21 protein-coding genes are annotated in these 25,086 nt (G+C 72.9%); 14 read left to right on the top strand and 7 right to left on the bottom strand.

Features of this window, described 5'->3' with window-relative positions; translation table 11 throughout:
• Positions 1-14 precede the first annotated feature (14 nt).
• Genes K7396_RS01985 through hypE form a run of 3 tightly spaced genes read left to right on the top strand, consistent with a single transcriptional unit; the run spans position 15 to position 2,591 of the window.
• Positions 15-353 (top strand): HypC/HybG/HupF family hydrogenase formation chaperone, encoded by a 339-nt coding sequence (locus K7396_RS01985; protein WP_086721818.1) that lies wholly within the window; start codon positions 15-17, stop codon positions 351-353.
• Positions 350-1,474 carry a hydrogenase formation protein HypD gene (hypD, locus tag K7396_RS01980; protein WP_086721817.1) on the top strand — a complete coding sequence of 375 codons (1,125 nt, stop codon included), beginning with the start codon at positions 350-352 and terminating at the stop codon, positions 1,472-1,474. The genes K7396_RS01985 and hypD overlap by 4 nt, the downstream gene beginning before the upstream one ends.
• On the top strand, positions 1,467-2,591 hold the full coding sequence (gene hypE / locus K7396_RS01975; RefSeq protein ID WP_373866867.1) for a hydrogenase expression/formation protein HypE: 1,125 nt from the start codon (positions 1,467-1,469) through the stop codon (positions 2,589-2,591). The genes hypD and hypE overlap by 8 nt, the downstream gene beginning before the upstream one ends.
• Before the next feature lie 70 nt (positions 2,592-2,661).
• On the opposite strand, the gene efeB is transcribed toward hypE, so the two are convergent.
• A complete protein-coding gene (efeB, locus tag K7396_RS01970) occupies positions 2,662-3,915 on the bottom strand; it encodes an iron uptake transporter deferrochelatase/peroxidase subunit (RefSeq protein ID WP_086716985.1) in 1,254 nt (417 codons plus the stop codon).
• Positions 3,916-4,204: 289 nt separating this feature from the next.
• Here efeB and K7396_RS01965 point away from each other — a divergent pair, with 289 nt between their 5' ends.
• Entirely contained in the window at positions 4,205-4,705 is a 501-nt protein-coding gene (locus tag K7396_RS01965) for an acyl-CoA carboxylase subunit epsilon (protein ID WP_086716986.1), read from the top strand.
• A 126-nt stretch (positions 4,706-4,831) separates the two neighbouring features.
• On the opposite strand, the gene K7396_RS01960 is transcribed toward K7396_RS01965, so the two are convergent.
• On the bottom strand, positions 4,832-5,089 hold the full coding sequence (locus tag K7396_RS01960) for a hypothetical protein (protein WP_086716987.1): 258 nt from the start codon (positions 5,087-5,089) through the stop codon (positions 4,832-4,834).
• Between the two features lie 478 nt (positions 5,090-5,567).
• Here K7396_RS01960 and K7396_RS01955 point away from each other — a divergent pair, with 478 nt between their 5' ends.
• The 3 genes from K7396_RS01955 (at position 5,568) to K7396_RS01945 (ending at position 9,246) form a co-directional block, all read left to right on the top strand.
• Positions 5,568-7,124, top strand: coding sequence for an APC family permease (locus K7396_RS01955; protein ID WP_223659565.1), 1,557 nt, complete (start codon positions 5,568-5,570; stop codon positions 7,122-7,124).
• A 238-nt stretch (positions 7,125-7,362) separates the two neighbouring features.
• The gene (locus tag K7396_RS01950) at positions 7,363-8,196 is read left to right on the top strand and encodes a PP2C family protein-serine/threonine phosphatase (RefSeq protein WP_086716988.1); all 834 of its coding nucleotides are present in this window, start codon (positions 7,363-7,365) and stop codon (positions 8,194-8,196) included.
• A 63-nt stretch (positions 8,197-8,259) separates the two neighbouring features.
• Positions 8,260-9,246 (top strand): MASE1 domain-containing protein, encoded by a 987-nt coding sequence (locus tag K7396_RS01945; RefSeq protein WP_086716989.1) that lies wholly within the window; start codon positions 8,260-8,262, stop codon positions 9,244-9,246.
• Positions 9,247-9,284: 38 nt separating this feature from the next.
• Here the strand turns inward: K7396_RS01945 and K7396_RS01940 are convergent, their stop codons facing one another.
• Positions 9,285-10,346, bottom strand: coding sequence for an ATP-dependent DNA ligase (locus K7396_RS01940; protein ID WP_086716990.1), 1,062 nt, complete (start codon positions 10,344-10,346; stop codon positions 9,285-9,287).
• A 116-nt stretch (positions 10,347-10,462) separates the two neighbouring features.
• On the opposite strand from K7396_RS01940, the gene ligD reads away from it, so the two are divergent.
• Positions 10,463-11,476, top strand: a complete 1,014-nt coding sequence (gene ligD, locus K7396_RS01935; protein WP_086716991.1) for a non-homologous end-joining DNA ligase — start codon at positions 10,463-10,465, stop codon at positions 11,474-11,476.
• Here ligD and K7396_RS01930 read toward each other — a convergent pair.
• Positions 11,404-12,573 (bottom strand): EamA family transporter, encoded by a 1,170-nt coding sequence (locus K7396_RS01930; RefSeq protein WP_308686886.1) that lies wholly within the window; start codon positions 12,571-12,573, stop codon positions 11,404-11,406. The two genes, ligD and K7396_RS01930, sit on opposite strands and share 73 nt — an antisense overlap.
• 266 nt (positions 12,574-12,839) lie before the next feature.
• Here K7396_RS01930 and K7396_RS01925 point away from each other — a divergent pair, with 266 nt between their 5' ends.
• A complete protein-coding gene (locus K7396_RS01925; protein ID WP_176605155.1) occupies positions 12,840-13,202 on the top strand; it encodes a hypothetical protein in 363 nt (120 codons plus the stop codon).
• 55 nt (positions 13,203-13,257) lie between these two features.
• Here the strand turns inward: K7396_RS01925 and K7396_RS01920 are convergent, their stop codons facing one another.
• Entirely contained in the window at positions 13,258-14,802 is a 1,545-nt protein-coding gene (locus tag K7396_RS01920; protein WP_086716992.1) for an AMP-binding protein, read from the bottom strand.
• 453 nt (positions 14,803-15,255) lie between these two features.
• Between K7396_RS01920 and K7396_RS01915 the strand changes: the two genes are divergently transcribed.
• The gene (locus K7396_RS01915) at positions 15,256-17,340 is read left to right on the top strand and encodes a SpoIIE family protein phosphatase (protein ID WP_086716993.1); all 2,085 of its coding nucleotides are present in this window, start codon (positions 15,256-15,258) and stop codon (positions 17,338-17,340) included.
• 318 nt (positions 17,341-17,658) lie between these two features.
• Positions 17,659-19,113, top strand: coding sequence for an APC family permease (locus K7396_RS01910; RefSeq protein ID WP_107421159.1), 1,455 nt, complete (start codon positions 17,659-17,661; stop codon positions 19,111-19,113).
• A 59-nt stretch (positions 19,114-19,172) separates the two neighbouring features.
• Here K7396_RS01910 and K7396_RS01905 read toward each other — a convergent pair whose 3' ends face one another.
• Positions 19,173-19,511, bottom strand: coding sequence for a hypothetical protein (locus tag K7396_RS01905; protein ID WP_086717019.1), 339 nt, complete (start codon positions 19,509-19,511; stop codon positions 19,173-19,175).
• 447 nt (positions 19,512-19,958) lie between these two features.
• Here K7396_RS01905 and K7396_RS01900 point away from each other — a divergent pair, with 447 nt between their 5' ends.
• From K7396_RS01900 to K7396_RS01890, 3 genes are all read left to right on the top strand, one after another.
• Complete coding sequence (locus K7396_RS01900) at positions 19,959-22,688, top strand: SpoIIE family protein phosphatase (protein WP_086716994.1); 2,730 nt, start codon at positions 19,959-19,961, stop codon at positions 22,686-22,688.
• Between the two features lie 51 nt (positions 22,689-22,739).
• Positions 22,740-23,135 (top strand): SHOCT domain-containing protein, encoded by a 396-nt coding sequence (locus tag K7396_RS01895; protein WP_086716995.1) that lies wholly within the window; start codon positions 22,740-22,742, stop codon positions 23,133-23,135.
• A 387-nt stretch (positions 23,136-23,522) separates the two neighbouring features.
• Entirely contained in the window at positions 23,523-23,741 is a 219-nt protein-coding gene (locus K7396_RS01890; RefSeq protein ID WP_086716996.1) for a hypothetical protein, read from the top strand.
• A gap of 332 nt (positions 23,742-24,073) precedes the next feature.
• On the opposite strand, the gene K7396_RS01880 is transcribed toward K7396_RS01890, so the two are convergent.
• Complete coding sequence (locus K7396_RS01880; protein WP_086716997.1) at positions 24,074-24,736, bottom strand: hypothetical protein; 663 nt, start codon at positions 24,734-24,736, stop codon at positions 24,074-24,076.
• Positions 24,737-25,086 lie beyond the last annotated feature (350 nt).

Raw genomic sequence — 25,086 nt, 5'->3', positions numbered from 1 at the left:
CGAGGAGAGGGCCCATGTGCCTGGCGGTACCCGGCAAGGTATTGGACATCGAGGAACGGGACGGCACCCGCATGGCCACCGTCGACTTCGGCGGCGTGGTCAAGGAGGTGTGCCTGGAGTACGTCCCCGACCTGCGGGTCGGCGAGTACGCCATCGTCCACGTCGGCTTCGCGCTGCAGCGGCTGGACGAGGAGTCCGCCCGCAAGACCCTGGCCCTGTTCGAGGAACTGGGCCTGCTGCAGGAGGAGTTCGGCGACCCCTGGGAGGCGGCGGCCGAGCCGCCCCGCTGGGAGGAGCCGGGCGCCGGACCCGCGGTCGCGGCCGGCGACGGAGCGCGGGAGGCGGGCCGGTGAAGTACCTCGACGAATTCCAGAACCCCGAACTCGCCCGGCGGCTGCTCGACGACATCCGGTCCACGGTGACCCGGCCCTGGGCCCTCATGGAGGTCTGCGGCGGGCAGACCCACACCATCATCCGGCACGGGATCGACCAACTCCTGCCCGAACAGGTCGAGTTGATCCACGGGCCGGGATGTCCGGTCTGTGTGACCCCGCTGGAGGTCATCGACAAGGCGCTGGAGATCGCCGCCCGCCCCGACGTGATCTTCTGCTCCTTCGGCGACATGCTCCGCGTCCCCGGCACCGACCGGGACCTGTTCCAGGTGCGCAGCCGGGGCGGTGACGTACGGGTCGTCTACTCCCCGCTCGACGCCCTGAAGATCGCCCAGCAGAACCCGCACCGCGAGGTGGTGTTCTTCGGCATCGGCTTCGAAACCACCGCACCGCCCAACGCCATGACGGTTCATCAGGCACGCAAGCTCGGCATCCCCAACTTCAGCCTGCTGGTCTCGCACGTGCGGGTGCCGCCCGCGATCGAGGCCATCATGGCCTCACCCGACTGCCGGGTCCAGGCGTTCCTCGCCGCCGGTCACGTCTGCAGCGTGATGGGGACGGGGGAGTACCCCGAACTGGCCGCCCGCTTCCGGGTGCCGATCGTCGTCACCGGCTTCGAGCCGCTGGACATCCTGGAGGGCATCCGCCGCACCGTCCGCCAACTGGAGCGCGGCGAGCACACCATGGACAACGCCTACCCCCGCGCCGTGCGCGGCGAGGGCAATCCGGCGGCCCGGGCCATGCTCGCCGATGTCTTCGAGGTCACCGACCGCTCCTGGCGCGGCATCGGCACCATCCCCGCCAGCGGCTGGCGGCTCTCGGAGCGCTACCGCGAGTACGACGCCGAGCACCGCTTCTCCGTCGAGGGCATCACCACCCGGGAGCCCGCCGCCTGCCGCAGCGGTGAAGTCCTCCAAGGGTTCATCAAGCCGCACGAGTGCGAGGCGTTCGGCACCCTCTGCACCCCGCGCTCCCCGCTCGGCGCCACCATGGTCTCCAGCGAGGGCGCCTGCGCCGCCTACTACCTCTACCGCCGACTCGGCACCACGCCCACCCCCCAGGAGGCGAGCCCCGTTGTCTGACACCCTCCACCCGGCCCCCGGCGGTTCCTCCCGCGGCGGTCCCACCCCGGCCGACCGCGGCCTGCCCACCGTCGACATCTCCGGCTGGACCTGCCCCGCCCCGCTCCGCGACCAGCCCCGCGTCGTCATGGGGCACGGCGGGGGCGGCGCCCTGTCCGCGGAACTCGTCCAGCAGATCTTCGCCCCCGCGTTCGGCGGCGAGATCCTCGCCCAGCTCGGCGACTCCGCCGCGGTGTCCCTCGGCGGTGTGCGCCTCGCGTTCTCCACCGACTCCTACGTCGTGCGGCCGCTGTTCTTCCCCGGCGGCTGCATCGGCGACCTCGCCGTCAACGGCACCGTCAACGACCTGGCCATGAGCGGAGCCAAGGCCGCCTACCTCTCCTGCGGCTTCATCCTGGAGGAGGGCGTGGAGATGCCGGTGGTGGCCGGGGTCGCCGACGCGATGGGCGCGGCCGCGCGGGCCGCGGGGGTCGAGGTGGCGACCGGCGACACCAAGGTCGTCGAGGCGGGCCACGGCGACGGCGTCTACCTCAACACCGCCGGTATCGGCCTGATCCCGGCGGGCGTCGATCTGCGCCCGCAGCGCGTCGTCCCCGGCGACGTGGTGATCGTCAGCGGTGACATCGGCCTGCACGGCGTGGCCATCATGAGCGTCCGCGAGGGCCTGGAGTTCGGCGTCGAGATCGAGAGCGACTGCGCGGCCCTCGGCGGCCTCGTCGAGGCCATGCTCGCCGTCACCCCCGATCTGCATGTGCTGCGCGACCCCACCCGCGGCGGTCTGGCCGCCGCGCTGTGCGAGATCGCCACCGCCTCCTGCACCGGCATCGTCATCCAGGAGCGCGCCATCCCGGTCCCGCCGGCCGTCGCCAACGCCTGCGCGATCCTCGGCCTGGACCCGATGTACGTCGCCAACGAGGGCAAGCTGGTGGCCTTCGTCCCCCGCGACCACGCGGACGCCGTGCTGGAGGCCATGCGCGCGCACCCGCTGGGCGCCGGCGCCGCGATCATCGGAGAGGCGGTCGCCACCCACCCCGGGATGGTGGTGGCCGGCACCCCGCTGGGCGGCACCCGGGTGGTCGACCTGCCGCTGGGCGAGCAACTGCCCCGGATCTGCTGAACGGTCCTTCCGCGTACGACCGAGGGCGGCACCGAACCGGTGCCGCCCTCGGTGCGTGGGTCCGTCCCGCTCAGACCTTCTTCAGCAGCCGGGACCCGAACCAGTCGTCGGCGTCGCGCACCCCCGGCAGGATGAAGAAGTAGCCCCCGCCGATCGGCGTGATGAACTCGGACAGCGGCTCGTGCCGCAGCCGGCGCTGCACGGTCGCGAACTGCCGCTCCGGGTTCTGCTGGTAGCCGCAGAAGACCAGCCCCAGGTCCATCCGTCCGGAGTGGTCGAAGCCCTGGTCGTAGTTGTAACTCCGGCGCAGGAAGCGGGACTTGTCGGTCCTCTCGGTGCGCGGGTTGGCCAGCCGGATGTGCGAGTCGAGCGGGATCTTCCTGCCGCGCGGGTCGTCGTGGTACCGCGGCGCGTCCGTCTCGTGCTCGCCGTCCAGCGGTGCGCCGCTCGCCTTGCGCCGCCCGAAGATCTTCTCCTGCCGGGCCACCGGCACCTTGTCCCACTCCTCGATGTGGAAGCGGATCAGACGCAGCACCTGATAGCTGCCGTCCAGCGCCCACTCCGGCTCCCCGCAGGGCGGGGTCACCCACATCAGCCGGTCCATCTCCCTGGACGAGGCGAGGTCCGGGTTGACGATGCCGTCCTTGAAGCCGATGAAGGTGCGCGGCGAGCCCGAGGGCCGCGACGGGTTCAAGAAGGCGTCCGCGCGCCAGCGGGGCCGCAGCAGGCCCTCCGTCGACCGTGTCAGGTCGCGCAGCACATGGACGATGGCGTCCGGGTGCTGGGCGCAGATCTGCAGCGACAGGTCACCGTGGCAGCGCGCGGGCTCCAGCCGGTCGTCGGGGAACGCCGGCATCGCCTTGAGGTGGCGGGGCTTGTGGCCGGAGAGCCCGAACCGGTCGTCGAACAGCGAGGCGCCGACGCCGAGCGTGATGGTGAGCGAGTCGGGGGTGGGCCGTTCCGCGGCGACCTGCTCGTCCTGCGGCTTCACCCCGGCCGCCAGCACCCGGCAGCGCGTGGTGAGCCGCTGGAACAGGTCCGTCAGGCCCTCGCGGTTCTCGGCCAGTACGTCGAAGCCGACGAACCCGGCGAAGAGCTGCTGGGGGGTCAGGATGCCGGCCTGGTGGCGGCCGTGGAACGGCACCCTGTCGGGCAGCGACTTCCCGCTGTCGGCCGCGGGCCGGCCGGCCGGAGCGGCGGCCGCCTGACCGCCGAGGCCCGTCGCGGCCGCCACTCCGGCGAGCCCCGCCGCACACCTGAGAAAGCCCCGGCGCCCCTCGTCCCGCGCAGGGGCACGTTCGTCGCCGGCCTGATCACATCTCATCGTCCCGCCCATCCTGACTGCGTCGTCCGGAAGCCGCGTGCCTTGCCCAACCTGAGCGCGATGCTCGTCTTCCACGACGCGACGGCGGGGAGCAACACGGTCCCGGCGGCGGATATCACGCCTTGGCCGCGGGACGGTCGTCCGAATGGCGCAGCCGGGGCCCTCCCCGCGCGACAGGGCCCCGGAGCGCTTCTAGCGTCGGCCCTGTGACCTGCCCGGACACGGCACAGCGCAACGCCGCGTCCGTCGGTCGCACACCGCGCACCACCCCCGATCCGACGGACCCCACATGAGCACATCCACCGACGCGAGCACCGTCATCGGCGAGGCCAGACCCGCCGTCGACGGCACCCCCACCGAGGAGAGCACGGCCCTCGGCGGGTGCACCGCCACCGAAGAGGGCACCGTCCTCGCCGAGGCCGCACCCGTCGGTACGGAGACATGCGCCGAGGAGGGCACGGCGGCCGACGGGAGCGGGGCCCCCGACGAGAGCCCGGCGACCGCGGACGTCCCGCCCACCGGGGACACGGTGGCCGGCGAGTGCGCGGCCCCCGACGAGGCCGCGCCCGCCGACGCGAGCATGTCGCTCGATGCGCCGCCGGCCGCCTGGCTGCGGATCGAGAAGGGCCATGCCGAGCCCGAGGAGATCGCCGCGATCAGCGTGGTGCTCTGTGCCCGGCTCGCCGGGCTGCGCGCCCTCGCCGACAACGGCGACCAGCCGCCGTCCACCGCCCGGCGGCGCCACGCCCGGCACACCGCCTGCTGGTCGGGCTGCTGGAGCTGCGGCTGACCCGCCGGCCCCGTTGCGCCTCCGGCCGGCCTTCCCGCCGTCTGTCGCGGTCTCCGCGGCGGCTGAGCGCCCGGCCGCCGCCATCTCCCCGGAGGCTGCGCATACCCCGGCCACCCCGGGGGACCGTCAGCCCAGAAGCACCAGCAGGACCGCCGTCACGGCGACCACGAGTGCGCCGACGACGAAGCCGATGATCATCTTCCGCTGCCAGGGCGCCATGTGGCCACCGCGCAGCGCGCTCCCCATCCGGCCGTACTGGTCGATCCGCCCCATCGGCGTCAGCGGGTCCGTCGGCCCCTGCGGCATGCCACTGGTCCAGTCGGGCCCCGACTGCGGGTACCGGCGCCGCCAGCTCTCGTCCTCGCGCCACGGCAGTGTGCTCATCCGGCTGCTCCTCGTCTCCTCGTCCCGTACGGCGGAGCCGGCATCCCCCTGTGCCGATGCGGCTTCCCCCGTCCCCTCCTACCCGTCAACGCCCGAGCATGCGCCGGAGATCCCGGCGGGCGGAGCGGAATCGGACGATGTGCGCCGTCGGCCGGACCGGAGCCCCGGGCGGAAGAGGACGGACGCCTGGCCGCCTTCGGTGTCGACACGGACCGCCTGCCCCGCCGCCGGGCGGCCCGTCGTCCGGCACGGACGGGGCGCACCCTCCGGCGCCCCGTCGTCGCTCTGCGTGGCCGTCCCCTGCGCTGTGTGCAGGAAGTGTCCGCTGGTGGAGCGCAAGATTCCTCTTGGGCGCTCGTCGAGTAGGGTCCGGCGAGCCGGAAAGAGTGAATCAAGGAGCGTTTTCGTGACGGAGCGTCAGGTATCAGGCGGGGGCGACGGGGCCGGCGCGCCGGAAGTGCTGGCACAGGAGCGTCGATTGCGCCGTGACCTGGGCTTCTGGGGTCTGACGGGTATCGGCTTCTCCAATATCGTCGGCTCCGGCTGGCTGTTCGCCGCCCTCTACGCGGCACAGACCGCCGGCCCCGCGGCGCTGCTGTCCTGGGTCGGCGCCGGTCTGCTGTGCGGCCTGGTCGCCCTGGTCATGATCGAACTCGGCGCGTCCCGGCCGGAGGGCGGCGGCACCGTCCGCTGGCCGCTGTTCGCCAGCGGACGCCTCGTCGGCACCCTCATCGGCTGGTCGACGCTGCTGTCGGTGGGCGGGACCGCCGCCGAGATCAGCGCGATCATGCAGTACGCCGCGCACTACCTGCCGGGCATCTACAACGGCCACACCCTCACCCTCTCGGGGCTGGCGCTGGCCACCGGGCTCAGCGTGGTGCTGACGGCGCTGAACTGGTTCGCGGTCCGGATGTTCGCCCGGCTCAACAACCTGATCTCGGTGTTCAAGATCCTCGTCCCGGTGATCACCGTGATCGCGCTGATCGCCTCCGGCTGGCACTCCGGCCGCCTGACGGACCACGGCGGCTTCGCGCCGTACGGCTATGTCGCCTGCCTGACCGCGCTGGCCGGCGGCGGCATCGTCTACTCCGTCAACGGCTTCCAGGCGCCGCTGGACTTCTCCGGCGAGACCCGCAACCCCCGCCGGACCATCCCCGCCGCCGTCCTCACCGGCATCGGCCTCGCCGTCCTGATGTACCTGGCGCTGCAGGTGGCGTTCCTCTTCACCGTGCCCGAGAACCTGCTCGGCCACGGCTGGCAGGGGGTCTCCTTCGACTCGCCGTTCGGCCAGCTCGCGCTGATCCTCAACCTGCACTGGCTCGCCGGCCTGCTCTACGCGGACGCGGTGATCTCGCCCGGCGGTTCCGCGTACGTCGGCGTGGCGATCGACGCGCGGCACACCTACGCGCTCGCCAAGAACGGCACCATCCCGCGGTACTTCATGAAGGTCAACGAGCGGTTCGGCATCCCGCGCCGGGCGCTGGCGATCAACCTCGCGGTCATCGTGGTCTTCCTGCTGCCGTTCGGCGGCTGGCAGGACATCGTGAGCGTCATGGGCGACATGTACTTGCTGATCTATGCCGCCTCCGCGGTCGCGGTCGCGGTGTTCCGCGCCGAGCCGGGCGGCCACACCGCCGGCTGGGTCCCCGGGCTGCGCTGGATCGCGCCGCTCAGCTTCGTGGTGGCCAGCGAGTTCGTCTACTGGTCGGGCTGGCAGGACCTGCGCCTCGCACTGCCCCTGGTGCTCGGCGGCCTGCTGATCTTCCTGGCCATGCGCCGGCCCGGCGTCCGCGTGGAGAGCGACGGCGCGGGCCCGCGCCGCCCGCTCGGCGCCGAACTGCGCACCGGCGCCTGGCTGGTGTGCTACCTCGTGGCCCTGACCGCGCTCTCCGGGGTGGGCACGTTCGAGGGTTCCGGACTGCTGCCCGCACCGTACGACTCGATCACCGTGGCCGCCATGGCGCTGGCGGTCTTCATCTGGGCCGTCCGCTCCGGTGTCCGGCACCTGGTGGTGTCCCGCCCCGCCGAGGTCTGAGCGCCGGGCCCGGGACGCCGCGGCGGGAAGCGGCGGCGGACCGGGGCACGGGATCGCGCGGGAACACCCGCGGAGGGCGCGGTCCCGGCCGTCAAGCGGAAGTCCCCCCGCGGAAATAAGATGAATCGCGAGAGGCGGGCTCCCCGCGAGCCCCATGAGGCCAGGTCAGGCGGCCACCGCGGACTGCCGTACGGAGCGCGCTCCCTGGCGGGTCCACCGATGCACCTGGGAGCGGCCCATGCTGCGGCGTCGTCCCGCGCGGTCGGCGAGCGCCGACGACCTGCTGAGCACGCTCGGACGGCTGACCGCCCAGGCACGGGAGGGCGCCGAGAAGCAGCGGGCGCGGGTGGAGCTGGCCGAGGCGCTGCAGCGCGAGATGCTGCCCGCCGCGCTGCCGGGGGTACCGGGTCTGCGCGCCGCCGCCACCTACGCCCCCGCCCGGCACGGACTCGACATCGGCGGCGACTGGTACGACGGCTTCCGCCTGCCCGACGGGTCGCTCGCCTTCTGCATCGGCGATGTGCAGGGCCACGACGTCGAGGCGGCCGCCTTCATGGGGCAGATCCGCTTCGGGCTGCGCGCCGTCGCCGGCCATGCCGCCGACCCGGGCGAGGTGCTGAGCCGGGCCAACGACCTGCTGGTCTCGGTCGACTGCGGCCTCTTCGCGACCTGCACCTTCGTCCGCTTCGACCAGGCCGCCTGGGAGCTGTCCAGCGCCCGGGCCGGGCACGTACCCGGCATCTGGGCCACCACCGACGGCCGCTCCGGCCTCGCCGACGACCCCGGCGGCCTGCCGCTGGGCATCATGCCGGGCGAGAGCTACCCGGTCTCCCACCACCGGTTCGCTACCGCGGGCGCGTTCGTGCTGCTCACCGACGGGGTGGTGGAGGGACCGTCGTTCCCGATCGAGGCGGGCCTGACACAGGTGACCCGCCTGGTCAGCGCCAACGCCGACCGGGACCCGGCCACCGTGGCCGACGCGGCGATCAGCGTGGCCGAGTTCACCGGGCACACCGACGACTCGGCGGTGCTCGCGCTGCGCTTCGACGCGGTCCCGCCCGAAGCCGGGTGAAGCGCGGCCCGGGGCGTGCGTGTCGCAGCCGGCGCCCGGCCCCCGGCGTTGTCTGATGACCGGGTGGTGCGCACCGAGGTACTCCGCCGTCTCGGGCCGGCAGCTCTGACGATCCTCGGCCTCGCCGGCGTCTACTACGGGTCCGCCCGGATCGGCCTCCTGGAACAGGTGGTCATCTCCGGTGCCGTGGTCACGCCGCTGTGGCCGCCGACGGGTATCTCCCTGAGCTGCCTGCTCCTCGTGGGTCTGTGGACCTGGCCGGGCATCGCCCTCGGCACCCTCGCGGTCGTCGCCACCGTCAACCCGCTCGACCCCACGGTCCTCGGGATCATGGCCGGCAACACCCTGGCCCCGGTGTGCGCCTTCCTGATGCTCCGCCGGGTCGGGTTCCGCACCGCACTCGACCGGCTGCGCGACGGGGTGGCGCTGGTCGCCCTCGGTGCCTTCGCCGGGATACTGGTCAGCGCGACGCTGGGCACCGGCATGCTCCTCCTCAAAGGCGCCCTGCCGGGCGGCGGCTTCTGGCGGACCTGGGTCGCCTGGTGGGCGGGCGACGCGATGGGCATCCTCGTCATCACCCCGCTCCTCCTCGTCTGCCGCTCGTTCCGGTGGCCCCGCGGCGTCCCCGGCTACCGGTGGGCGGAGGCGGCGGCCCTGCTGGTCGTCACGGTCGCCGTCACGGTCATCGCGATCCGCAGCGAGCTGTCGCTGCTCTTCCTCGTCTTCCCGGTGATCGTCTGGGCGGCGCTGCGCTTCCAGCTGGCGGGCGCCGCGCCCTGCGTCCTGCTGGTGTCCGTCCTGGTCATCCGGGCGGCGACGGCCAGGACCGGACCGTTCCAGGGCCAGAGCCTGCTGGAGGCGATGGTCAATCTGCAGGCCCTGAACGCGTCCGCGGCCCTCACCGCGCTGCTGCTGTCGGCGATCGTCACCGAGCAGAACACCATCCGCCGCAAGGTCGAGCATGCCTGCAGCGAACTGGCCGAGGTGGTGGACCGGCTGGCCCCGGGGGAGAGCCGGCGCCGCTGGCCGCCGGACGGCGACCCCACCTGACCCGGCACGGCCGGCCGACGGTGAGCCGCCCCGCCCGCTCAGCCCGGAAGCAACTGCCCCAGGTCGTAGCCCACCGGCTCCTCCAGCTGGGCGTAGGTGCAGCTCTCCGGCGTACGGTCGGGGCGCCAGTGGCGGAACTGGGCGGTGTGCCGGAACCTGCTGCCCTCCATGTGGTCGTAGGCGACCTCGCACACCCGCTCCGGGCGCAGCGGCACCCACGACAGGTCCTTGCCGCCGCTCCAGCGGCTGGGCCCGCCGGGCATCCGCCGGGCGGCATGCGCCGCCTCGTCGGTCCACGCGCCCCACGGATGCCCCGCGACGTCGTCCATCAGCAGCGGCGCCAGCTCCTCGACCAGCGCCCGCCGCCTGGCCATCGGGAACGACGCGCACACCCCGACGTGCTGCAGCTCACCGGCGTCGTCGTACAGGCCCAGCAGCAGGGAGCCGACCACCGGCCCGCTCTTGTGCAGCCGGTAGCCGGCGACCACACAGTCGGCGGTGCGGGCATGCTTGACCTTGAACATGGCGCGGTCGCCGGGCCGGTACGGCAGATCGAGCGGCTTGGCGATCACCCCGTCCAGCCCCGCGCCCTCGAACTGGGTGAACCAGCGGCGCGCCAGCTCCTGATCCCGCGTCGCGGGCGCCGTGTACACCGGCGCCCCGGCCGGGCCCAGCGCCTCGACCAGGGCCTCCCGGCGCGCCGACTGCGGCTCGTGCAGCAGCGCGTCCGCGCCGAGCGCCAGCAGGTCGAAGGCGACCAGCGAGGCGGGCGTCCGCGCGGCGAGGGTGCGGACCCGGGAGTCCGCCGGGTGAATGCGCTCCAGCAGCTCCTCGAAGTGCAGCCGGCCGTCATGGGCGATGACGATCTCGCCGTCGACGACGCAGCGCGGCGGCAGCTCGGCCCGTGCGGCCTCGACCACTTCGGGGAAGTAGCGGGTGAGGGACTTCGTCGTACGGCTGGCGATCTCGACGTCCTCGCCGTCCCGGAAGACGATGACGCGGAAGCCGTCCCACTTGGCCTCGTAGAGCATGCCGGCGGGGATGTCGGCCACCGCCTTCGCCAGCATGGGGGAGACCGGGGGCATGACGGGCAGGTCCATGGTCCCGATCCTGAGGGCCCGCGCCGCATCCCGCGCGCCGGGACACCCGATCCGCGGGACCCGGCCGCGGCCCCGCCCGGCGCGCGGCGGCGGCGCACGGAATCTAGCGTGGAGTCATGGCCGGAGCCGGAGCTGTCGAACTGGACGTCGCGGGGCGCACCGTGCGCCTGTCGCACCCCGACAAGACGTATTACCCGGAGCGCGGATTCACCAAGCTGGACGTGGCGCAGTACTACCTCGCCGTCGCCGACGGGGTGCTGCGGGGCCTGCGCGACCGGCCCACCACCATGCAGCGCTTCCCCGACGGCGTCGAGGGCGAGTTCTTCTACCAGAAGCGGGCGCCCAAGGGGATGCCGGACTGGCTGCCCACCGCCCGTATCGCCTTCCCCAGCGGCCGGTTCGCCGACGAGATGTGCCCCACCGAGCCCGCCGCCGTCCTCTGGGCGGCCAATCTCGGGTGTCTGACGTTCCATCCGTGGCCCGTCCGGCGCGCTGACACCGAGCACCCCGACGAGCTGCGGATCGACCTCGACCCGCAGCCCGGCACCGACTTCGCGGACGCCGTCCGGGTGGCCCACGACCTGCGCGAGCTGCTGGCGGACCACGGGCTGCGCGGCTGGCCCAAGACGTCCGGCGGCCGCGGGGTGCACGTCTACGTCCCGATCCGGCCCCGCTGGACCTTCACCGAGGTCAGACGGGCCGCGATCACCCTCGCCCGGGCGCTGGAGCGCCGGATGCCGGACCTGGTGACCTCCGCGTGGTGGAAGGAGGAGCGCGGCACCAAGGTCTTCGTCGACTACAACCAGATGGCCCGCGACCGGACCATCGCCTCCGCCTACTCGCTGCGCGCCCGCCCCCGGGCGACCGTCTCCACCCCGCTGCGCTGGGACGAGCTGTCCGACGCCGCGCCCGAGGACTTCGACCTGCGGACGGTGCCCCCGCGCTTCGCCGAACTCGGCGATGTGCACGCGGACATGGCGGACCACGCCTTCGGCCTGGAATCCGTCCTGGAACTCGCGGACCGTCAGGCGGCGGACGAGGGGCTGGGCGACCTGCCCTACCCGCCCGACCACCCGAAGATGCCGGGTGAGCCGTCCCGGGTCCAGCCGAGCCGGGCCCGCAAGGCGTAGCGGCGCGGGGCCGCGGGCCCGGGGATCCGTCGCCCGCTCGTCGGCCGCCGGCGGCTACGCGGTTCCCGGCCGGGCCTGGCGTTCCGGTACGCCGGGGCGGCCTGCGCTCCCTCCGCCGGCTCGGCTCCGCCCCGCCCGTCGTCGCCGTCGCCCGCCAGGAGGCTCGCCCCGATGGACGCCGCGGCCACGGCGGAGATGCCCAGGTACTGCACGGGGGCGAGGCGCTGGCCGAGCAGCAGCAGTCCGGCGACGGCGCCGACCGCCGGTTCGAGGCTGGTCAGGATCCCGAAGACGCGCGGCGGGACGCGGCGCAGCGCCTCCAGGTTGCAGGAGTACGGCAGGACGCCGGCGAGCACCGCCACGGCCGCCGCGAGCAGCAGCACCCGCGGTTCGAGCAGCTCGCCGCCGCCGCGCGTGATGCCGTACGGAAGACTGAGGAGCGCGCCCCAGGCGACGGCGAGGGCGAGGCCGCCACCGCCGCCGGTCCGCCGGGCGAGCCGGGCCGAGACCAGGATGTACCCGGCCCAGCAGGCGGCGGCGAGCGCGGCGAGCCCGATGCCCAGGAGGTCGAGCGGGATGCCGCCCTCGCCCAGCAGCAGCACACCGGCCGCGGCCAGCAGCGACCACACCAGGTCCGCCGGCCTGCGCGAGGTGGCCAGTGCGATGGCGAACGGGCCGACGAACTCGATCGTGGTGGCCGCGCCCAACGGGATCCGGCCCACGGCCTCGTAGTACGCGAGATGGTGCACGGCCAGCAGCGTGCCCGCGGTGAGCACGATGCCGGGGGTGCCGGGCGACGGGCGGCGCCACCGCGGCCGCCACAGCGCGCCCAGGAGCACCGCGGCGATCACCAGCCGCAGCATCACCACCCCGGCGGGCCCGACGGCCGGATAGAGGTGGACGGAGAGCGCGGCCCCGCCCTGGAGGCCGACGATGCCGCCGCACACCAGCCCGGGGGCCGGCACCCTGCCCAGGACGCGGCCCACCATGGCCCCCGCGGCCGTGCGCGAACTCTCCGCCCCGGTGCGATGCTTGAGCCGGCCGATCCCCTCGCCGCCGGCGTTCCCGGCGCCGTCCCCGCCCCGTGTGATCGCCATGGCCCCAGGATGGCATCCGGGCGGCGACGCCCGCCGACGCGCCCGCGGGCTGGATGTGGTGCCGTCGAGCGGTTCCGGCCGACGCCGCGCCCCTCCTGGTCACCCGATCGCGGTCAGGCCGTTCACCAGGCCGCTTTGCCGATTCATTGCCGCGAGTGGAGCAATTCTTGGGGCCGTTGGAGTGGCTCTGCGTCGTGCCTGCGGGGTTTTTGTCGCGGCGCGGTACTCATCGAATGTCAGATTTCCTGCCAAACAGGAGAAACGCAATGCGCAAGTACATAGGCCGCTCCGTGGCCGCCGCGGCCCTTGCCGCCGCTACTGTCGTCCCGCTCGCCGGCATGGCTTCGGCCACCCCGCAGGCGCCGGCCTCATCGTCCAAGGGCGACCACCAGGGTCGTCACCACCACGGTCGTCACCACCACAGGCACCACTGCCACCACCACGGCGGCTTCGACCGTTTCGGCTTCGGCGGCCTCGGCGGCCTCGGCGGCTTCGGCGGTCTGGGCGGCTTCGGCGGTCTGGGTGGCTATGGCGGCTATGGCGGCTTCGGCGGCTACGGCAGCTGCGGCTACGGCAACTACGGCTACGGCTTCGGGGGCTTCCCCTTCGGCCTGCTGGGCATCCTCTGACCGGCAGTTGTACCGACAGGCCGCCGCAGCCCCCGGCTGCGGCGGCTCGTCGCTGTCAGCCCTGGGCGCCGGCCTCCTGCTCGGCCCGCCGGCGCAGCTCCTTCTTGTCGGGCTTTCCGGCGTCGGTCAGCGGCAGCGTCTCGACGAAGGTGACGTGCGCCGGTTCGTACATCGCCCCGCGCTCGGCGCGGACCATCTCGCACAGCTGCCGTGCGTCGACATCGCTGCCGGGCGCCCGGACCACCGTGGCGTGCACCCGCTCCATGCGGTCGGCGTCCCGGACGCCGAACACGGCGCTCTGCAGTACCTGCGGGTGCGAGTTCAGCAGGTCCTCCAGTTCCGTGGTGTACACGTGGCCGCCGACCACGACGATCATGTCCTTGATCCGGTCGACGATCGTCAGGTACCCCTCGTCGTCGAGGAATCCGATGTCCCCGGTGTGCAGCCAGCCGTCCCGCAGGACCTCGGCGGTCAGCTCGGGCTGCTTCCAGTACCCCTGCATGATCATGTCGGAGCGGACGCAGATCTCGCCGTGCTCGCCGGCCGGCAGGTCGCGCCCCGACTCGTCACGGACCGCCACCTCGACGTCGGACAGCACCTTCCCCGCCGAGCGCAGCCGCTCGGGGCGCTCCGGGTCGTGGTCCTCCTGGGTGAGCATGCTGATGCCGCCGGCCTCGTTCTGGCCGTAGCCCTGCATCAGTACCGGCCCGAACGTCCGGACCGCGTCGGCTATCCGGGCGGGGGAGGCCTGGCAGCCGCCGTAGGTCAGCATCCGGAGGCTGGAGGTGTCGGTGTGCCGGGCGTCCGGATGGTCCATCAGCTGGTAGAGCAGCGGCGGCAGCAGGAACAGGTCCGTGATGCGCTCGCGCTCGATGGCGGCCAGGGCGGCGCCCGGGTCGAAGTCGTCGAGCAGGACGACGGTGCCGCCGGCGTGCAGCGTGCTGTCGGCGATCAGGCCCGCGGCGTGCGCCAGTGTGGTGCAGACCAGCTGGCGGCGCTCGGACTCCGGCTGCTGGAGCACGCCGTGGAACCAGCGTGCCTGCTCGAAGGTGGTGCAGATGCCCTTCGGGTGGCCGGTGGTGCCGCCGGTGTGGCGGATGGTGCAGACGTCATCGGGCCGGGCCCGGCTCGCGAACGGCTCGTCGGACTGACCGGCCGCCAGTTCCAGCAGGTCCGTGCCCACCTTGGCGGGGCCGAGGACGAGGACCTCCGGCACCGGCGCCAGCTCGGTGACCTCGGCGGCCCGTTCCGCGTAGCGCGGGTCGACGATCAGGGCCTGGGTCTCGACGTCGCGGACGATGGCGGCCTGGGACTCGGCGGACAGCTTGTTGTAGAGGTAGTTGACCCGGGCGCCGAGCAGGTTGGCCGCGTAGCGGGCGGCGATGATCTCCGGGAGGTTGCCGCTCAGCAGCGTGACGGTCGTGCCGCGGCCGACGCCGCGGGCGCACAGTGCGCGTGCCATGCGGTGGACCAGGGTGCGGAACTCGCCCGCGGTGACGCGGCGGCCTTGGTGGACCAGGGCTTCGCGCGCCGGATCGGCGCTGAGGACATCGAGGTTCTCCTCTGCATAGGTGCGGAATGTCCGGGCGGCGGTGGGCATGATGTGAGGCTTCCTCCCGACGCCGGCGGGCGCGGTCGGCCCGACGGGTGTGGTGTACATGAATATAGTTAGTTGCTGGAGGCAACCAATGATCTCAGGGTAGTCCTTGGAGATCGACATCTCCAAGTCCGGTGGTGCCGCGCGGCGGGCCCCCGCGGGCGCCCGGGGGAGCGGGGGCTCTGCGCTGCCGGGCCCGGCGCTCCGCATCCCGTCTGAGAAGTACGTCCGGAATCATCGCCCCGAATATCGTCAACACGGTCGCCCACCTGGGAACAGCGACGGATAATGCTCGCTCGCGCACGGGGCGCCGAAGCCCTGCGGATCTCGCTCTCCCTGCAGGTCCGTCCCGTGTCGAGAGATGATGGAGACCAACGGAAGCACAGCGAGAATCGGCCGATGTACGGAGAGCGCCACGGCTGTCGGTCCGCGGTGACCGGCGGAAGGAGTGCCTGGATGGGTGCGACCGACGCGTTCCCCGAGGGCGCCGCCCAGGTCGGGGCCACACCGGGGCAGCCGGGCGGCCTGATGGACGTGCTGGGCGTGGCCGCCGTGATGCTGGACGCGGACGGACGGATCACCCTGTGGAGCCCGCAGGCCGAGCAGCTCTTCGGCTGGAGCGCGCAGGAGGCGCTCGGCCGGCCCGCGGCGCAGCTGCTGGTCGGACCGGACGACTTCGACCTGGTGCTGAGCCTCTTCTCCGAGGTCATGGCGGGCGGTGAGAGCTGGGCGGGGGTCTTCCCGGTCCAGCACAAGGACGGCAGCACCCGGCTCGTCGAATTCCGCAACATGCGGCTGCTGGACGAGCGCGGCGAGTCCTACGCCCTGGGCATCGCCACCGACCAGGCCGTGCTGCGGCGGGTCGAGCGGGACCTGGCGCTGTCCGTGCGGCTGGTGGCCCAGGCGCCGATCGGCCTGGCCGTCCTGGACACCGCGCTGCGCTTCGTCATGGTCAATCCGGCGCTGGAACGCATCAACGAGCTGCCCGCCGACCGGCACATCGGCCGGGCCGTCCAAGATGCCCTGTCCTTCCTGGACACCGACTCCATCGTCGCCAGCATGCGCCGGGTACTCGACACCGGCACCCCGCTGCTGGACCAGTTCACCGTCGGCCGGACCGCCTCCGACCCGCACGCCGACCGGGCCTGGTCGGTGTCGTACTACCGGCTGGAGGACGCCCACGGCCGGGTGCTGGGGCTGGCCACGTCGGTCGTGGACGTCACCGAGCAGCACCGCGCCGCCACCGAGGCCGCCCGCGCCCGCAGGCGGCTGGCCGTCATCGCCGACGCCTCCGCCACCGTCGGTACCACCCTCGACGTCGACCAGACCGCCCATGAACTGGCCGACGTCATCGTTCCCGAGCTGGCGGACCTGGCCGCGGTCGACGTCCTCGACGCCGTCCTCGACGGCAGGCGCCCGACCTCGCTCTCCCGCGGCGGCCCGGCCCGCTTCCGCGCGCTCGCGGTGGCCGCGGCCTACTCCACCGAGGCCGTGCGCGCCGCCGACCCCACCGGCCAGATCGCCTCCTACGAGGCCGACCGGCTGATCACCCGCTGTGTGACCGAGGCCCGCCCGGTGCGCATACCCCACGTCGGCCCGGACGACCTGGAGCACATCGCCGCCGACCCGCAGGGCGCCGCCCTCCTGGGAAAGGCCGGCACCCACTCCTATCTCGCCGTACCGCTGATCGCCCGCGGCGAGGTCCTCGGCGCGCTGTCGCTCTACCGCGTCCGCAACCCGGAGCCGTTCGACGAGGACGACGCGGTGCTCGCGGTCGAACTGGCCGCCCGGGCCGCGGTCTGCATCGACAACGCCCGCTCGTACCAGAGCGAACGCCGCACCGCGCTCACCCTCCAGCGCCACCTGATGAACCACCGGCCGCCGCAGCCCACGGCCATGGAGATCGCCTACCGCTACCAGCCCGCCCAGGCGGCCAGCGAGGTCGGCGGCGACTGGTTCGACGCCATTCCGGTGACCGGCGACAAGACCGCGCTGGTGGTCGGCGACGTCATGGGCAGCGGCATCAACGCCGCCGCCACCATGGGCCAGTTGCGCACCACCACCCGCGCGCTGGCCGACCTCGACCTCGACCCGGCCGAGGTGCTCCGCCACCTCGACCACATCGCCGGCGGCCTCGACCCGGCCTTCGCCACCTGCCTGTACGCCGTGTACGACCCGCACCGCGCGCTGTGCCGGATCGCCGTCGCCGGGCATCTGCCGCCCATCGTGGTGCGGCCGGACCGGCCGCCCGAGCTGCTCGACCTGCCCACCGGCGCCCCGCTCGGCGTCGGCGGCGTCCCCTTCGAGCAGACCACCGTTCCGCTGCGCGACGGCGACCTGCTGGTGCTCTACACCGACGGGCTGATCGAGACCCGGGACCAGGCCATAGACACCCGGCTGGACAGCCTCCTGGAGCTGCTGACGGAGCCCGAACAGGATCTGGAGCAGCTCTGCGACCGTCTCCTGCGCGCCCTGCGCGACGAGCACGACCACGACGATGTCGCGCTGCTCATCGCCCGGGTGCGCGCCCACGAGGGCTGACCGCACGGGCCACGGGTTTCGCCGGGACGGCAACGGATTCGGCGGTGCCCCGGGGAGTGCTCACGCCACCCTTCCCGCCGCGGAATCCGCTTGTCTTCTGTGAACGCGTCGTGGATAAGCGTTCCCATGCCGGGCGAAGGCTACGGATTTCGTTGTCCACGAGCCTTAACAAGACCTTGACGGGAGTCGTCGGCAGGGGTTTTATTCGGTCACCAAAGCGGGACCTGAGGTTGTCCGGGTTCGGAGCGCTTTGCGGCGTTCTTTCGTCAAGGCGCCGCCCCTTCCTGCCGCCAGCACCGATGGGATACGGATACCGATATGCCCTACACGCCTGTTGCCTCCGCAGCTCCTGAGCGGGACACCCGCAGTGCGACGGCCGAGGACACCGGCGGCCCCCGGCTGACCCGGTCCATCGGAGTCGTCGGCGGCACCCTGCTCACGCTGTCCTGTCTGACCCCGGCGTCCTCGCTCTTCGTGATCGTGCCGGACTCGTTCGCCAGCCTGGGCACGGGCACCGCGCTGACCATCGCCGTCGCGGCACTGCTCTGTATCGGGGTGGCTTTCACCTACTCCGAACTGGGCACGCTGATACCGAGCTCGGGCGGCGAGTACGCCATGGTCGGCACGCTCATGGGCCGGCTCGCCGGATGGCTGGTTTTCGTGCTCTCGCTGATCGTCGTGATGATCGTGCCGCCCATCATCGCCCTGGGCACCGCGGACTATCTGGCCCCGATCGTGCACCTGGATCCGCAGTGGACCGCGGCCGCCGTGATGCTGCTGGCCACCGCCATGGGCCTGCTGGACCTGCGGGCCAACGCCTGGATCACCGGCATCTTCCTGGTCCTGGAGGTCGTCGCCTGCGCGGTCGTCGCCTTCCTCGGCTTCACCCACACCCAGCGGTCCGCGTCCGTGCTGGTGCACCCCGTGATCGACGCCGGACACGGGCACAGCACCGCGGTCACCGCGGGTCTCATCGTCACCGGGCTGGCCACCGCGCTCTTCATCCTGCAGGGCTTCTCCACGGCGGTGTACCTGGCGGAGGAGATGGACAACCCCCGCCGCAACGTCTCGCGCACCGTGCTGTGGACCCTCGGCATCGGCGCGGCCGTCGTCCTGATCCCGGTCGTCGCCATCACCCTGGGCGCCCCCGACCTCAAGACGCTCGGCGCCGGTGACGTCGCGGGCATGGTGCAGGGCTGGAGCAACTCGGGCGTCGGCACGTTCGTCAGCCTCTGCATCGCCCTGGCGATCATCAACGCGGCGATCGTGATGGTGATCCAGAACTCCCGGGTGGTGTTCTCCTCGGCGCGTGACGCGGCCTGGCCGACGGCCGTCAACCGCGTCTTCTCGCACGTCGGCCGGCGCTTCGGCTCCCCCTGGGCGGCCACTCTCGCGGTGGGCGTCCCCGGGGCGGCCCTGTGCTTCGTCAACCTGGACACCCTGAGCGAGGTCACCGGCGTGGCGGTCGCCGCGATGTACGTCTTCGTCGCCCTGGGTGCCCTGGTCTCGCGCCGTGGCGACCACAAGCACCGGCTCGCCTGGCGGATGCCGCTGTGGCCCGCGATCCCGGCGCTGCTGATCCTGGTGCTGGCGTGGGTGCTCTACCAGCAGAGCGCGACGAGCCTGGTCATCACCGGCGCCATCGTGGCCGTCGCCGCGCTGTACTGGGCGCTCTACCTCCGCCCGCGCCAGGAGACGCACTGGGTGATCTCGGTTCCCGAGGACGAGCAGGCTGTGGCCGAGGCGCCGTCCGCGGCCCCGCTGCCCGGATAGGGCCCGCGAAGGCCCTCGTATGCCCGCCCGGGCCTGTACACCGGGCGGGCCTTCTCCTTTTACTGCCCGGTGAGCCGGGAGAGCGCGACCGCGTCCAGCAGGAGGCATACGTGGTCGACGGCGTCCCGTCCGGCGGGGCCGTCGGCCACCGTCGCGTCGTCGAGCAGTGCGGCGGTGGCCCGCAGCAGCCGCAGCAGCCGCTCGTGCACGTCGGCCGCCGTTTCCGCGTGCGCCAGGGCGGACCGGATCTGCTCGCCCGTGAGCGGCTGACCGGTTTCGAGGAAGCGGTACAACGCCACGGCGGTCCGCCGGTCGGCGTCGTTCGGCTTCCACAGTCCGAGCGCGTGGTGGTCGATGAGCGCGGCCGCCTCGGCTCGGATCTCGTCGGGAACATGCATGCCCACGAACGTCTCATACCGTCTCGCCGGGCCGGCCGGCCACGCGGGGGTCCAAGGGGCTCGCACGGGCCGGCGGGGTTTGGCCGGCGAGGCGGGCTGACCAGGCATGTTGCGGCGGCCCCCGGCTCACCCGACCGGCAGACGCCCGTCGGACAAGCGGCCGGGCCTGTGGGAAGAGTTACATGAAGCATGCACGCTCTGGGCGATTTGTTCCCCGCGGTGCGACGCGGCAGGGGTGTCGCGTATGTCCTCTTCGTGGAGAGGTTCGCATATGTGCGGCAGTAAAACCTACCCAGGGGTCTTCCCGCCCTCTGGCGCCCGGCCCCGGATCACGGGACGATCCTCGAACAGCCCGTGCGGCCGCCCGGCGCAGCGCGGGCCCTGACGGCTGCTGCGCTCCGCATCGTGCGGTTCGCCCACCGTATGCGGGAGGTGTAGAAAGAGGACATGGCCGGACGCTACGGCCGCCCGCGTTCGGTTCTCAGGATGCGAACTGTCGCAGGTCAGGTCTTTCTCCTGCAGGTGGCGATCGTGGTGTTGCTCGTCGCCGCCGCCATCGCGGCGCTCGTGCTGCAGTCCAGGGCCGACGGGGACCGCGAGGCGCGCAACAGATCCGTTGCGGTGGCAGAGGCCTTCGCGAATGCGCCGGGCATCGACGAGGCCCTCAAGAGCGCCGACCCGACACGGGTGCTGCAGCCGCGGACCGAGGCCGCCCGCAAGCGCTCCGAGGTCGATTTCATCGTCGTGATGAACACCCAGGGCATCCGCTACACCCACCCGATCGCCAACCGCATCGGCAAGAAGTTCGTCGGCACCCTGCAGCCGGCGCTGGCCGGCCATGTGGTCACCGAGCGGATCACCGGCACCATCGGACCCCTCGTCCAGGCCGTGGTCCCGGTCTTCGGCCACAGCGGCAAGGACAAGGGGAAGGTCATCGGCCTGGTCTCGGCCGGCATCACCGTGAACCGGGTGAGCGGTGTCGTCGACGACCAGTTCCCGCTGCTGTTCGGCGTCGCCGCCGGCGTCCTGATCCTGACCACCAGCGGTACGGCGCTGGTGAGCCGGCGCCTGCGGCGCCAGACCCACGGCCTGGGCCCCGCCGAGATGACCAGGATGTACGAGCATCACGACGCGGTGCTGCACGCCGTGCGCGAGGGCGTGGTCATCGTGGGCGGTGACGGCTGTCTGCTGCTGGCCAACGACGAGGCGCGCCGGCTGCTCGACCTGCCGCCGGACGTCGAGGGCCGCCCGGTCGGCGACCTCGGCCTGGACCCCACCACCGCCCGCCTGCTCGCCTCCGGCCGGGTCGTCACCGACGAGGTCCACCCGGTCGGCGAACGGCTGCTGGCCATCAACCAGCGCTCCACCGACCAGGCCGGCGGACCGCCCGGCAGCGTGACCACGCTGCGCGACACCACCGAGCTGCGGGCCCTCACCGGCCGCGCCGACGTGGCCCGTGGCCGCCTGAAGCTGCTCTACGACGCCGGTACGGAGATCGGCACCACCCTCGACGTCGTCCGCACCTGCGAGGAGCTCGCGGAGTTCGGTGCCACCCGCTTCGCCGACATCGTCACCGTCGACGTGGCGGAGGACGTGCTGACGGGCGAGGAGCCGACGCCGCCCACCGGGGGCGTCATCGAGATGCGGCGGACGGCCACCAGCGGCGCCCCGCCGGACAGTGGCCTCTATCCGGTCGGCAAGCTGATCCGCTTCGAGCCGGCCACCGCCCTCGGCGCGAGCATCGCCAGCGGCAAGGCGGCCCTGGAAGCGGATCTGGCGGCGTTCTCCGGCTGGCATCTGCAGTCTCCCGCCCGGGCCAGGAAGATCGTCGCGCATGGCATCCACTCGCGGATCGCGGTGCCGCTGCGCGCCCGCGGCGTCATCCTGGGCGTGGCGATCTTCTGGCGCTCCGACAAGCCGGAGCCGTTCGAGGAGGAGGAACTCTCCCTCGCCGAGGAGCTGGTGGCCCGCGCCGCCGTGAGCATCGACAACGCCCGCCGCTACACCCGCGAGCACACCATGGCCATCACCCTGCAGCGCAGCCTGCTGCCGCGCGGCCTGCCGGAGCAGAACGCCGTGGCGGCCGCCTACCGCTACCTGCCCGCACAGGCCGGGCTCGGCGGGCTCGGCGGCGTCGGCGGCGACTGGTTCGACATCATCCCGCTGCCCGGCGCCCGGGTGGCGCTCGTGGTCGGCGACGTCGTGGGGCACGGACTGCACGCCGCCGCCACCATGGGCCGGCTGCGCACCGCCGTCCACAACTTCGCCAACCTGGACCTGCCGCCCGACGAGATCCTCTGGCACCTCGACGAACTCGTCACCCGCATCGACCAGGACGAGGGAGCCGAGGAGTCCGGGGGCTCGGTCACCGGGGCCACCTGCCTCTACGCGATCTACGACCCGGCGTCGGGCAACTGCACCATGGCGCGCGCCGGGCACGTCCAGCCCATGTTCCTGCTGCCCGACGGCACCGCGGAGGTCGCCGAGGTGCCCGGCGGCCCGCCCCTCGGCCTGGGCGGCCTGCCCTTCGAGATCTGGCAGCGGCAACTGCCCGAGGACACCCGTCTGGTGCTCTTCACCGACGGACTCGTCGAGGACCGGGACCGCGACCTCGACGAGGGCATGGCGCTGCTGAGTCATACGCTGTCCGGCGGGCCGGGCCGGACCCCGGACGAGACCTGTGAGGCCGTGCTCGGGGCGATGCTGCCGGAGCGCCCCAGCGACGACATCGCGCTCCTCGTCGCCCGGACCCGGGTGCTGGACACCGCGCACGTCGCCGACTGGGACGTGCCGCCCGACCCCTCGGCCGTGGGCCAGGTACGGGCCGCGGCGGTCCGCAAGCTGAACGAATGGGGCCTGGCCGAGGAGGCGTTCACCGCCGAGCTGATCCTCAGCGAGCTGGTCACCAACTCCATCCGGTACGCCGCGGGGCCCATCCGCGTACGGCTGATCCGTGACACCGCCCTGATCTGCGAGGTCTCCGACCGCAGCAGCACCTCACCGCACCTGCGGCAGGCCGCGACGACGGACGAGGGAGGACGCGGCCTCTTCCTCGTCGCCCAGTTGGCCGAACGCTGGGGGACCCGCTACACCCCCAGTGGCAAGGTCATCTGGACGGAGCAGGCGCTGGTGGGCGCCGATCTGGTCGCGCGGGAGGGCGACGGCGGGGATGCTTGAGCCGAGGGGCGGGTGAGCCCGGGGGCCGAGCGAGTGCCTGAGGAGGCCGTGATGGACTACCCACTGCTCAACGCCTTCTGGACGATGTGCCTGATCTTCCTGTGGGTCCTGTGGCTGATCCTGCTGTTCAGGATCATCGGCGACATCTTCCGCAGCCGGGACCTCAACAACTGGGCCAAGACGGGGTGGCTGATCCTGGTGATCGTGCTGCCCTTCCTGGGCGTCTTCATCTATGTGATCGCGCGTGGCCACGGCATGAGCGAACGCGAGGTCGCGCAGGCCGAACGGCAGCAGAAGCAACTGCAGGCCTACCTCAAGGAGACCGTCGCGACCGGCGACGCGGGCGGCGGCCACGCGGATGCCCTGGCGAAGCTCGCCGACCTCAAGAAGCATGGCGACATCACGGACGAGGAGTTCCAGAAGGCCAAGGCGAAGATCCTGGCCTGACCGCGGGCACCGTGCCACGGGGTCCCGCCGCCCGGGATGTTCATCCGATGAATGGACGGTTTTCCGTGGCCCGCCTTCGCCTCGAAAGGGGGACTCCGCAGGGCGGCTCGCGGCGGCCCGGTCGGAGCCGCGGGGGTCTCTGCTCGTCGGGGGCGTCGAGTGACGATGGCGACGATGAACGGGCCCTGCATGGTGGCGAGTTGGGAGTATGCCCGCGTTCCCGGAGAGGGCTGTCCCGCCTCGCCGCGGCCGGGGGTGCCCGGCGCGCGGGCCGCGAGGCGGTTACTCCGACCCGCGCAATTAGCGAGGGGTCAGGTTTTGGGAGGTTCTGTGAAGGTGATTCCTGAAAAGGTCGATATACCCCTTTGATCCTCCTGAGGAGCACACATGCGCATCCGCGCCGCGATCGCAGCTAGCGCCCTGGCCACCACGATCGTCATGGGCGGTGCCAGCGCCGCCCTGGCTCACGGCAAGGACCGCCACCACCACAAGCACCACGGCCACTACGCTTCCTGCTGGCTCTCCGCGGGCGTCCTCGACTACGTCGGCCCGGTCTTCAGCGAGGGCTGCGAGCGGGGCGGCTGGGGCGACGGCCACCGGAGGTAATCCCGACAACGCGCCAGCCGGTGCCGGCCGAGAGGACCACGGGGTCCTCGGCCGGCACCGGCTGTTTTTCCGGGCTGCTCGCGTGCCCGGAGTCTGGGTCGGCCGTCGAGGAACGACAGCAGGTCGGCGTGGAAGTCCTCCTTGTACGGGGCGACCGCCGGGAGGCCGTGCGGCGCTCCCGGGCAGACCTTCAGCGTGGCGTCCTCCACCAGTTTCACCGACTTCTGGCCGGCCGCCACCAGAGGAACGATCTGGGGGGTCGGTCCTTTCCTGCCGTTCACCGGCGTACGAGGGATGGCCGAGGGGCCGGGGAGGCGTGGCCCCCGGGGCGTTCAGCAGCGGCCCGGCGGCGGGCCGCTGCCGCGCCGTCTGCGGGCGCCCGACACCAGCCCCGCGCCGGCGAGCAGGGTCAGACCGGCCATCGTGCCGAAGCCCATGAACACCAGGGGCTTGGTCCCCGTCGCCGCCTGGGCGGGCTTCGCGGCGGGCTTGGAAGTCAACGCCGTGGCGGAACCCGGCCTTTGGGCGTCGGCCGGGACGTCCGCGGTGGTGAGGGGGACGCCCGCGGCGCAGAGCCGGCGGAACGGACCGGGCAGTGGATACCGAACGGGCCCGCCGCTGCCGTCGGCACTCCGGGACGGGGCGGACCGGCCCGCGGGGTGTCCGGCCGGCGCGACCGGGCCCGGAACGCTCTGGCGGAGGCCGGATATCCGCGCGGATTCCTCGGGCAGGGCCCGGAGCGGGCCGGCCGGCGCGACGACGCCGCTCCCGGCGTGCCGCGGCTGTCCGGCCGCCGCGTCCCTGGCGGTGGTGTCGGGGAACGCACAGCGCATCGGTGTGACGGAGGGGCCGGTGCCGGTCCGTTCCTCCGTCCCGGCCGCGCCGCCGACGGCCCGGGCCGGGCCGGTGGCGGCGCACACCGCCGTCAGCAGGGCGACGAGGAGAGCCCCACGGCACAGGCGGCCGAACGGGCCCGGGGCGAATGGTGCGGCCATGCGAATCTCACTTCTCCGCCTCGACGGGAGGCTGCTGGACCGGTACTGCCGGATCCCAGCGTTTCCGGCCTCGGCCGGAAGAGCGTGTCGTGGATGGCAGACGGGTGAGGGCGGGCGGCCGTCCGGGTGGCGGCCCGCCGCACGGCGCATCCCGGCGGTCCGGCGCACGCCCCGTATCCGGCCCGGACGGGCCGCGGCGGCGCGCCCGGCGGCCGCGTCCCGGCCCTCGCGGTCCGCCGTACGGGAAACCCGTAAAGAGTCCGTTCCCCGCTCGACGGGGCGCTCTGGACGGGGCCTGCGACAGCCCCTAGCGTCACAGGCCGGCCGGGCACCACCGTCCGGGTCCGATG

The organism is Streptomyces angustmyceticus, from assembly GCF_019933235.1.
Lineage (GTDB): Bacteria > Actinomycetota > Actinomycetes > Streptomycetales > Streptomycetaceae > Streptomyces > Streptomyces angustmyceticus.
This window is presented reverse-complemented; position numbering and strand designations above follow the sequence as displayed.

Bases quoted from the DNA above. Each gene is read 5' to 3' on its own strand.
- K7396_RS01930 (WP_308686886.1), bottom strand. From the start codon at position 12,573: ATGGCGATCACACGGGGCGGGGACGGCGCCGGGAACGCCGGCGGCGAG.
- K7396_RS01895 (WP_086716995.1), top strand. From the start codon at position 22,740: ATGGACTACCCACTGCTCAACGCCTTCTGGACGATGTGCCTGATCTTC.
- ligD (WP_086716991.1), top strand. From the start codon at position 10,463: ATGGCCGGAGCCGGAGCTGTCGAACTGGACGTCGCGGGGCGCACCGTG.
- K7396_RS01915 (WP_086716993.1), top strand. From the start codon at position 15,256: ATGGGTGCGACCGACGCGTTCCCCGAGGGCGCCGCCCAGGTCGGGGCC.
- K7396_RS01950 (WP_086716988.1), top strand. From the start codon at position 7,363: ATGCTGCGGCGTCGTCCCGCGCGGTCGGCGAGCGCCGACGACCTGCTG.
- K7396_RS01940 (WP_086716990.1), bottom strand. From the start codon at position 10,346: ATGGACCTGCCCGTCATGCCCCCGGTCTCCCCCATGCTGGCGAAGGCG.
- K7396_RS01905 (WP_086717019.1), bottom strand. From the start codon at position 19,511: ATGCATGTTCCCGACGAGATCCGAGCCGAGGCGGCCGCGCTCATCGAC.
- K7396_RS01890 (WP_086716996.1), top strand. From the start codon at position 23,523: ATGCGCATCCGCGCCGCGATCGCAGCTAGCGCCCTGGCCACCACGATC.
- K7396_RS01910 (WP_107421159.1), top strand. From the start codon at position 17,659: ATGCCCTACACGCCTGTTGCCTCCGCAGCTCCTGAGCGGGACACCCGC.
- efeB (WP_086716985.1), bottom strand. From the start codon at position 3,915: ATGAGATGTGATCAGGCCGGCGACGAACGTGCCCCTGCGCGGGACGAG.
- K7396_RS01985 (WP_086721818.1), top strand. From the start codon at position 15: ATGTGCCTGGCGGTACCCGGCAAGGTATTGGACATCGAGGAACGGGAC.
- K7396_RS01965 (WP_086716986.1), top strand. From the start codon at position 4,205: ATGAGCACATCCACCGACGCGAGCACCGTCATCGGCGAGGCCAGACCC.
- K7396_RS01880 (WP_086716997.1), bottom strand. From the start codon at position 24,736: ATGGCCGCACCATTCGCCCCGGGCCCGTTCGGCCGCCTGTGCCGTGGG.
- K7396_RS01900 (WP_086716994.1), top strand. From the start codon at position 19,959: ATGGCCGGACGCTACGGCCGCCCGCGTTCGGTTCTCAGGATGCGAACT.
- K7396_RS01960 (WP_086716987.1), bottom strand. From the start codon at position 5,089: ATGAGCACACTGCCGTGGCGCGAGGACGAGAGCTGGCGGCGCCGGTAC.
- K7396_RS01925 (WP_176605155.1), top strand. From the start codon at position 12,840: ATGCGCAAGTACATAGGCCGCTCCGTGGCCGCCGCGGCCCTTGCCGCC.
- K7396_RS01920 (WP_086716992.1), bottom strand. From the start codon at position 14,802: ATGCCCACCGCCGCCCGGACATTCCGCACCTATGCAGAGGAGAACCTC.